This is a genomic window from Methylomonas koyamae (genome assembly GCF_001644025.1).
GTDB classification, from domain to species: domain Bacteria; phylum Pseudomonadota; class Gammaproteobacteria; order Methylococcales; family Methylomonadaceae; genus Methylomonas; species Methylomonas koyamae_A.
In genome coordinates this window covers 1-7,936 of the sequence record NZ_LUUK01000086.1, presented here as the reverse complement: position 1 = coordinate 7,936, position 7,936 = coordinate 1, and the positions used below count along the sequence as shown (strand labels likewise).

Here is a 7,936-nt window from a genome sequence, read left to right as displayed (position 1 = left end):
TCGATATACACCTCGCCGCCGTCGTTTTGGCAACGGGTCGCGACATACTTGGCGGCGAGGTGTATATCGATGGGGCTAACGGCTGGATATACGGCGTGGAGTGCACGATCGACGGGGTGTCGGACTACACCAGCCTGGGCACGCCGGCCGAGTGCTATATCTCGTGCGCCTACGACGGCAGTTGTCAATAACGAGTCTAAGCAGCCGCTCGACGCAAACCTAGGCTAACCGCTGATCCAAAAAAAACCGTTCGAACGCGTCAATCCGTTCGTGCCGAGTTTGTCGAAGCACGAACGGATATTAAACCTCACCCATTTGGCGAGCATTCCAAATCCCGCCCACCCATCGACTGGGCTCGGAACGGGGTTTGGAATGCTCGACTGATTTTTCTAGGCTGATCCGCTCACTCCGCCGCCGCGTCGGCGAGCGCATCGGCGTCCGGTAACAAACCGGGAAACGAGCCTTTGCGGATGTTGAAAAACACCAGTTCGGGTAGGGTGACGGCGGCGCCCTTGAGGCCGTTGAGTAGATTTCGGCCGCTGTCCCAGGGCCAGCTCAACAAACCGAGCGCCGCCTGTCCGCCGGCGGCGGCCAGATTGAAGCCGGCTTGCAAGGGGCGGGGCCAGACCGCATCCTGGGTGAAAAACACGAAGACCGCGTCGTTGCCATGCCAAGCGTACACCGTCGAAGTCAGCGCATTGGATTCGCGTAACGCCACCCGCCAGGCCGGCTCGGTTTGGTATTGGCGGTTCAGTTGGCGTTCGCGATACGGCGGTAGGCGCTCGCTGGCAACTACCCGGTAGCTGGCGCCAACGCTGTCGTAAGCCGCGAACGGAATCCGGTTGGCGCCGCTGTCGTCCAGATAGCCGCCGAGCAGCGTCCGCGAGGCATCGGCCAGCGCCTCGGCCGATCTCGCGCCGCCGGTTCGGCCGACCGTGGCGTTGAGCATCCGAAACAGCTCGGTCACGCAATTGCGGCCGAGCAGGTCGTAACGGTACAACTCGGTCAGTTGCGCGCGGTATTGGTTCAGGCGCCGTTCGGCCAGCGCCAGCTCGGCCGCCAGTTGCTCCGTTGCCAGCGGCAAGCTGAGCAATTCGGCGGCGGCGGGCTTAGCCGGCGTGGCTGTCAGTACCGCCAACGGTTTGGGCGGCGTTTGCCGCAGCGGCTCCGCCACTTGCAGCAGTGCGGTGGCGCCGCGTTCGATTTCGGCGTAACCGCGTTCGTCCAGCGCCTCGCCGTCCGTCAAACGGCGGCTGGCGGCGGCGAGCAAGGCCCGGCCGTATTGCAACGCGACCGGTAAATCCGCTTCGGCCAAGGCCGGCGCGGATTCCCGCTGAAGGCTGCGATCCAACACGGTCAGTTCGCCGGACGCGATGCTGGCATCCAACGCGTGCAGTCTGGCCATGCCGACCAACAGCGGATAACCCCAATCCGGCCGCCGGCTATCGAGCAAGGCCAACAGGTCGGCGATCAAGTTTTCCCGAAAGCGGTTCAAGGCCTGGATTTGCGGCGGGCTCAAAGCGAATTCGGGCAGATGCGCCCGCAACAGCGTCTCCGGGCGCGGCGACAGACCGGCTTGCAACACGTCGAGCGCGGCCAGATTCAGCAGTTGGTTTTCGTAACGTTGTCCGAAGCTAAGTTCGCCGACCTCGAAGCGTTCGGCGGAGATTGGCGGATTTTGCGCGGGCCGGGCCGGCGTCAGTGCATGCAGTTGTTCGCGAATCCGCCGCCGTTTGGCAGCTAAAAAGTCCGCGCCGTAACGGTCCGCCGCGAGTTGCCGCAACTCGGCCAGACGCGGACTGGGCCGATCCGCCGGCATCGCTTGGGCTGGGCGGTAGCGTTCCAGAAAATAGCCCAAGGCCTTCAACGCCAAACTCGGCCGGACCTCCTCCGGTTCGAGCAATCCTTGCAGCAAATCGCGGTCGGCCGCCAGCGCGCGCAAGCGGTCGAAATGCTGGGTCTGTATCAATTGCGTGCGGTTGAAGACTTGTTGCAAGTCCTGGAAAAACCCTTCGGATACGGCTATGCGGTGGCTGTGTATGGCGCGGTTTTCTTGAAAGCCGTAGGCAAAACGGAAGGCGGCGAAATCGTCGCGGTACAGGCGCAGCCAGCCCGGTTCGACATGCTGAAAGTGATAGACCGCGTCGTCCAGGCGAAGCGCGGCGTGGCCGCCGCTGGCGCTGCCTTCGTTGGCTTCGATGTACAGAAACTCGAACTCGCGCGCCGCTGCCGGCGCGGCGATTGCCAGGCAGATCAATGCCGCCGCCCAGCTTCGGCGGCGGCTTAAGCCAACGTCGCGGCGATTTATTTTTTCAGCCCGTCTTCGATCGCCTGCTGCTTCATCGGGTCCTTGCCGCTCAGGCTTTCGGTGAAGGCGGAGATTTGCGGCTTGCCGAGATCGGCTTTTTTCAAGCCGCGGCCTATGCCCAGATAACTATGACGGTCGGCTTCCCAGTTGCTGATGCCGTATTTGTCGGCCAGTTCGCCGACGTGGGCGCGGAAGGTATCCAGCGAGCCGGACGAGCCGACCACGAATTCGGCGGTGTAGTCGGCGACCGAGTCTTCGAACTTTTCCTGGTCGGTGCGCGACGAGTCGGAACTGGAGCTGATCGGGCTGGACGCCATATCGGATACGCTGCCGGAGCTGTCCGACGAGCTTTTCGAACTGTCGGAGAACGAACAGGCTGCCAACAGGCAGGCGGTCAGGCTGGACAAAATCAATGCTTTTACGGGTGTCATTTGCGGGTCATCCCAGATTGCCGGAGTGGCCGCCAGTATACCGGTTGGCTCGGCAGGATTTAAGCCCTCTGGTGAAAGTCGCGGGAGCCGGTGAACCTTTGGCTATTCGCGCGTTTCGATCGGTGCCAACGCCAGCGGCTGGCTGAACCATAAGCCGCTGGCTGAGCGGAGTCGAAGCCAGCCGTTCACTTCGACTCCATTCAGCGAACGGCTTAAAACTGAACGACATTGCTCCCGGAGGGGCTATTCGAACTGTTACGGCAACTAAAAAAGAGTGTCGCCGGCCTTAGTATCGGATCGTGACGCCGACGTAAGCCGAGCGGCCCAGGCCGGCCACGTTGCGGCCCCACGGCACGGTGACGTTGGATGCGGCGGTCGGGTTCATGCCGTAACGGTCTCCCAAATAGCTGCCGGCCAGCGGTTGGTAGTATTGCTTATCCAGCACGTTATCCAGACCGATGTCGAAGCGGACCTTGCCCCATTCGTAACCGGTGCGGGCGTTCAACAGGATGTAGGACGGCGTGGTGGTTTCGTTGCGGATGGCCTGCACATCGTCCTTGCCGTCGACAAACTGCATTTCGATCGCGCTTTGCCAGCTTTGCAAACGGTGATCCAGGCTCAACTTCATGTTGAACGGCATGATGTGATAGAGATTGCCGCCGTCCATGCGTTCGCCGCGCACATAACTCATCGTGGTGTGAGTAGCGAATTCGCCCACGTTATTGTCTTTATACAAGCGGGTCCGGCCTGAGACATCCACGCCCCACAAGCGAGCATCGTGGTTGGCGAACTTCAGGTAGACGAAGCTATTGGTCGCGGTTTGCGGGGCCGTACCGCAACCGGCCGCGGTACCCGGCGTGCCGGAGCAGCGGTCGGCGTCTATAAAGTTATTGACGTAGCTGATGTACGGCGTGGCGCTGATTTCCCACAAGTTATTGGCCGGTTCGTGAAAGGCGGCGGTCAGGCTGACGGTATGGGCGGTTTCCTCGGTCAGATTCAGATTGCCGGTGTAGCCGTTGCCGTCGCCGAACCAGCCTATCATTGCCATGTCCATTTTGCGCGGCCCCCAAGTGTAAAGCTCGTACATGTTCGGCATCCGGTTTTTGCGGGCGTAACCGAATTCGAACTGGCTCATATCGTTGTGGGTGTATTGCAATAGGGCCGTGATGTCGTAGGTGTCGAAATTGCGCTCCTTGTCGCGGGCATTGAAGGCATTCGCGGCGTTCAGCGCGGTGATCGCGCCGGCCCGGTCTATCGAGAACGTCGGCCCGGTATTCAACAGGTCGGGATTATAAGGGTGGACGTTTTCGGCATTCATGTTGGTGTGGTCGTAACGCAAGCCCAGCAAGCTCTTCCAATGATCGTCCCAACGCGCTTCCCATTCGCCGAAAAAACCGACTCGGTCGCGCACGCCGTTGTGAATGTTCAACATCGCTTCCGGCGCCATCATCCAGTAAGCGCTACGGGCATCGTTGTTGTTGGCCGCGATGGCGGTATCGCCATGCACCGCCGGCCAATAATCGTTGATTTTATTGCCGTGAAATTCGTTGCCGACCCGGAAGGTGTCGCGTTTGTTGAACGGAATCTCGGCCATGATTTTATAGCCCAGATTGCGACCGCGGGTTTCCATCGGCATCCGGTCGTTGGGTGGTGCGAAGGCGCCGCCGGAGACGCTGCCGTCCAGGAAGTGATTGTGCTTGTCCTCGCCGATGTCCATGCTGTGCTGGGTGCTTTCGTAGTAAAACCGGCTTTCCAGCGTGCCCCAGTCGAATTCGCCCTTGTGGCTGATATTGCCGAAGATGCTGTCGTTATTGGTCAAGTCCATCCGTTGATTGGGAAAGCCCTGAAACGGAATATGCTGCTGGCCGCCGCGTATCACCAGCAAATGCTTGTCGAATTTGAACGACAGCGCCGCCGAGTGGTTTTGGTTTTCGTAGGCGGTGGAACTGACGATGTTGCCGTTACCGTCGTTGTAATTCATGCTCTCGGTGTGCGAACCGGTGTATTCCAGCCGAGCGTATTGGTTGGCCACCGCGGCGGCGATGCTGCCGCCGAACGCGTCGCCGTTGCTGCGGTAAAACGCCGAGGCACTCCCTTCCAGCAGTATGTCCTTGCCCGGTTCGGCAAACACCGGGTCCGGGGTTTTCACCGAGATAGTCCCGCCCAAACTGTCGCCGCCGAGGCTGACCGGCGCAATCCCGGTCAGGATCGTGATTTTGCCGATATTGCTGCGGTCGATGTAGGACAGCGGCGGGTTCATGTGGTTGGCGCAGGCGGCGGTCAAGGTCATGCCGTTGATGTCGATCTTGACCCGGTCGTCGTTCAAGCCGTGAATCGCCGGCAGGCTGGACACGCCCCCGGCGCCGTACAGACTGACGCCGGGCGTGTCTTCCAACAGTTTGGCGGTGTCGCTGATCGCGGCGCGCTTGCTGGTGACGATGTCGGCTTCCATTTCCGAGGCGTTCAAGGCTTTGACGCTGGGGAATTTGTCGGTGACGATAACTTGTTCGAGCACGGTCTCGCCGGGCATTACCGGTTCGGCGACGGTTTCCGCGGCCGTCGCGACTAGCGGTAACAAGCCGAGTGAGATACCCAGTGCGGCCGGGAATAATCTCCGTGAGGTTTTACGTTGCGAATCACAATGAACGGGAGATGGATAAGCTGGAATGTTCATGATCTGGTCCTTGTCTCGGGGCCTGGAAACAGCGGCTGTCTCGCGTCAAATCGCGACGGAATCCACGTCTAATGATGAGTTTTGGATGACGCGTCCGCGTGGTTCCCAAACGATTGGCATAAAGCGGTCTCCACTTGCCGCCGGGCGGGGTGAAGACAATCGGACAGCTAAAGCTGCCTTAAACTAACGTTAGCCGATTACTGGCGAATTTCCACACGTTTTTAACGTAATTTCATTCAAAAACCTCCTCCTGCGACAATAAGACACACTAACGCTATAAATAGGCCGACAGCTTGCCTAGCGTCGCGTCGCCGACGACTAGCCGCTGGTTGCAATAATGCAACGGCAGGAACGTATCGCTATATTTGTATATTAATATTTTCTAATATTAAACCAATATGCCGCATGTCGCCACCCTGAAGAAACAAAAAGTCTGGCTACCTTGTGATTGTCAGACGAAGCGCGTTGCACAACCCGAATCGACGAGACCGATGGACCGCCGACAAGCCGAAGCTAGGCTAGGCCATGCCACTTCCGCCTGGCTTCCGCCCGCTACAGCCCTTAAAATAGGCCGGTCTTCAACCGCCCTGGCTATTTACCGATGAAAATCGTCTCCTGGAACGTCAACGGCATCCGTGCCGTGCAAGGCAAAGGTTTTGCCGAAACCCTGGCTCGAATCGACGCCGATTGCCTATTGCTCCAAGAAACCAAGGCCCAGGAAGACCAGGTCGCCCAAGCCTTGGCCGGCATAGCCGGTTACCACGTTCACGCCAACTCGGCCGAACGCAAGGGCTATTCCGGCGTCGCGCTGCTATGCCGACGGGAGCCATTGCAGATTCTGCGCGACATCGGCCAAGCCGAGCACGACCTGGAAGGCCGGGTCATCGCCGCAGAGTACGAAGGCTTTTATTTGGTCAACGTCTACGTACCCAATTCCGGCGACGGGCTGTCCCGGCTGGAATACCGGCAGACCTGGGATCGTGCCTTCGGCGATTATCTGGCCGACTTGCAAAGCCGCAAGCCGGTCATCGTCGGCGGCGACTTCAACGTCGCCCACCAAGCCATCGACATTGCCCGGCCCAAAGCCAACTACAACAAGTCGGCCGGCTACACCCAGGCCGAGATCGACGGCTTCGGCGGCATTCTGGCGCGCGGTCTGGTCGACAGCTTCCGCCATTTCCATCCTGACGAAGTAGCCTACAGTTGGTGGAGTTACCGCGCCAACGCCCGCGAAAAGAACATCGGTTGGCGGATCGATTACCTGTTGGCCAGCGAGCCGTTGCTGCCCGGCATCCAAAGTGCTTTCATTCTGCCGGAGATTACCGGCTCCGACCATTGTCCGGTCGGCATCGACCTTCAACTGGCTTGAGCGCGCTGCACGCGCATAGGGCAGCCTTATTGGCGTGCCGGCGCTGTCCGGACATGGTCGGCCCGGTGGTTTGTTGTCAGCCGGTGATGTCGAAGGTGATGCTGATCGGCCAAGCGCCGGGCGGTAAGGAAGGCCAGTTCGGCAAACCGTTCGCCTGGACCGCCGGCAAAACCTTATTCGGCTGGTTTGGCCGCTTGGGCCTAAACGAAGAGCAGGTTCGGCAACGGGTGTACATAGCGGCGGTGTGCCGCTGCTTCCCCGGCAAGCAGGCCAGCGGCGGCGACCGGGTGCCGAGCCCCGCCGAAATCGACCATTGTTCGACGTGGCTGCGCGCCGAAATCGAGCTGTTACGGCCGCACCTGCTTATTCCGGTCGGAAAACTGGCGATCCGGCAATGGCTGAAGGCGGACAAGCTCAGTGCGATCATCGGCGAACAATATCGGATCGAAGCCTACGGCCACGCCGCCGACCTGATCCCGCTACCGCATCCCTCCGGCGCCTCGACCTGGCACCGCACCGAGCCGGGCATCGGCCTGTTGACGAAAGCGCTGGCCGCGATCGAGCGCCATCCGGCCTGGCAAGCTATCCGACCAAACGATTGATACCGCTGACCAGCGCCTTGAGCGAGGCCGTGACCAAGTTGTCGTCGATGCCGACGCCGTAGCCAGTGCGCGAGTCCGGCCCGGCCAGTTCGACGAAGGCGCAAGCGCGGGCGTCGCCGCCGTGCCGGCTGACGCCTAGCGAACGTTCCTCGTAACTACGCACAGTGAGCGTGTAGCCCAACACCGCCACCGCCGCAACCGCCGCATCCAGAGGGCCGTTACCCTCGCCGGTCAAATGGCGATCTTCCCCGTGCCATCGTACACCCAGTTCGACCCGCTGGCCGTCGGCGGTATCGGTCAAACGATGCCCGACATATTGCAACGGTTCGCTCGCCTCTAAATACGCCTCGCGCAACAAGCGCCAAACTAACTCGTGGCCGATTTCGCCGCCGGCAACGTCGGCGTGTTGCTGTACGATTTGAGCGAATTCAACCAGCAAGCGGCGCGGCAAAACGACGCCGTAATGGCGTTCCAGTAAATGGGCGACGCCGCCCTTGCCGGACTGACTATTGACCCGGATCACCGCGTCGTAGCCACGGCCGACGTCGGCCG

Annotated in this window: 7 protein-coding genes; 3 read left to right on the top strand and 4 right to left on the bottom strand. The window is 60.5% G+C overall.

Going from position 1 to position 7,936, the window contains the following annotated elements:
* The coding region (locus A1355_RS25660; protein WP_197471744.1) for a hypothetical protein at positions 1–191 on the top strand (191 nt) is incomplete at its 5' end.
* Between the two features lie 212 nt (positions 192–403).
* Here A1355_RS25660 and A1355_RS07735 read toward each other — a convergent pair.
* The 3 genes from A1355_RS07735 to A1355_RS07725 all read right to left on the bottom strand — a co-directional run bounded on the left by A1355_RS07735 (position 404) and on the right by A1355_RS07725 (position 5,413).
* Positions 404–2,257, bottom strand: a complete 1,854-nt coding sequence (locus tag A1355_RS07735; RefSeq protein ID WP_064026693.1) for a hypothetical protein — start codon at positions 2,255–2,257, stop codon at positions 404–406.
* 47 nt (positions 2,258–2,304) lie between these two features.
* Positions 2,305–2,739, bottom strand: coding sequence for a putative lipoprotein (locus tag A1355_RS07730; protein WP_064026690.1), 435 nt, complete (start codon positions 2,737–2,739; stop codon positions 2,305–2,307).
* Positions 2,740–3,025: 286 nt separating this feature from the next.
* Positions 3,026–5,413, bottom strand: coding sequence for a TonB-dependent receptor plug domain-containing protein (locus A1355_RS07725; protein WP_082885429.1), 2,388 nt, complete (start codon positions 5,411–5,413; stop codon positions 3,026–3,028).
* 601 nt (positions 5,414–6,014) lie between these two features.
* On the opposite strand from A1355_RS07725, the gene A1355_RS07720 reads away from it, so the two are divergent.
* Both A1355_RS07720 and A1355_RS07715 read left to right on the top strand, forming a co-directional pair.
* A complete protein-coding gene (locus A1355_RS07720) occupies positions 6,015–6,782 on the top strand; it encodes an exodeoxyribonuclease III (RefSeq protein ID WP_064026688.1) in 768 nt (255 codons plus the stop codon).
* A gap of 53 nt (positions 6,783–6,835) precedes the next feature.
* Positions 6,836–7,384 carry a uracil-DNA glycosylase family protein gene (locus tag A1355_RS07715; RefSeq protein WP_064026686.1) on the top strand — a complete coding sequence of 183 codons (549 nt, stop codon included), beginning with the start codon at positions 6,836–6,838 and terminating at the stop codon, positions 7,382–7,384.
* Here A1355_RS07715 and A1355_RS07710 read toward each other — a convergent pair.
* Positions 7,365–7,936: alpha-isopropylmalate synthase regulatory domain-containing protein (locus A1355_RS07710; RefSeq protein ID WP_331710114.1), on the bottom strand; the 572-nt coding region annotated here is incomplete at its 5' end. The two genes, A1355_RS07715 and A1355_RS07710, sit on opposite strands and share 20 nt — an antisense overlap.

Bases quoted from the DNA above. Each gene is read 5' to 3' on its own strand.
- A1355_RS07730 (WP_064026690.1), bottom strand. From the start codon at position 2,739: ATGACACCCGTAAAAGCATTGATTTTGTCCAGCCTGACCGCCTGCCTG.
- A1355_RS07715 (WP_064026686.1), top strand. From the start codon at position 6,836: ATGGTCGGCCCGGTGGTTTGTTGTCAGCCGGTGATGTCGAAGGTGATG.
- A1355_RS07720 (WP_064026688.1), top strand. From the start codon at position 6,015: ATGAAAATCGTCTCCTGGAACGTCAACGGCATCCGTGCCGTGCAAGGC.
- A1355_RS07725 (WP_082885429.1), bottom strand. From the start codon at position 5,413: ATGAACATTCCAGCTTATCCATCTCCCGTTCATTGTGATTCGCAACGT.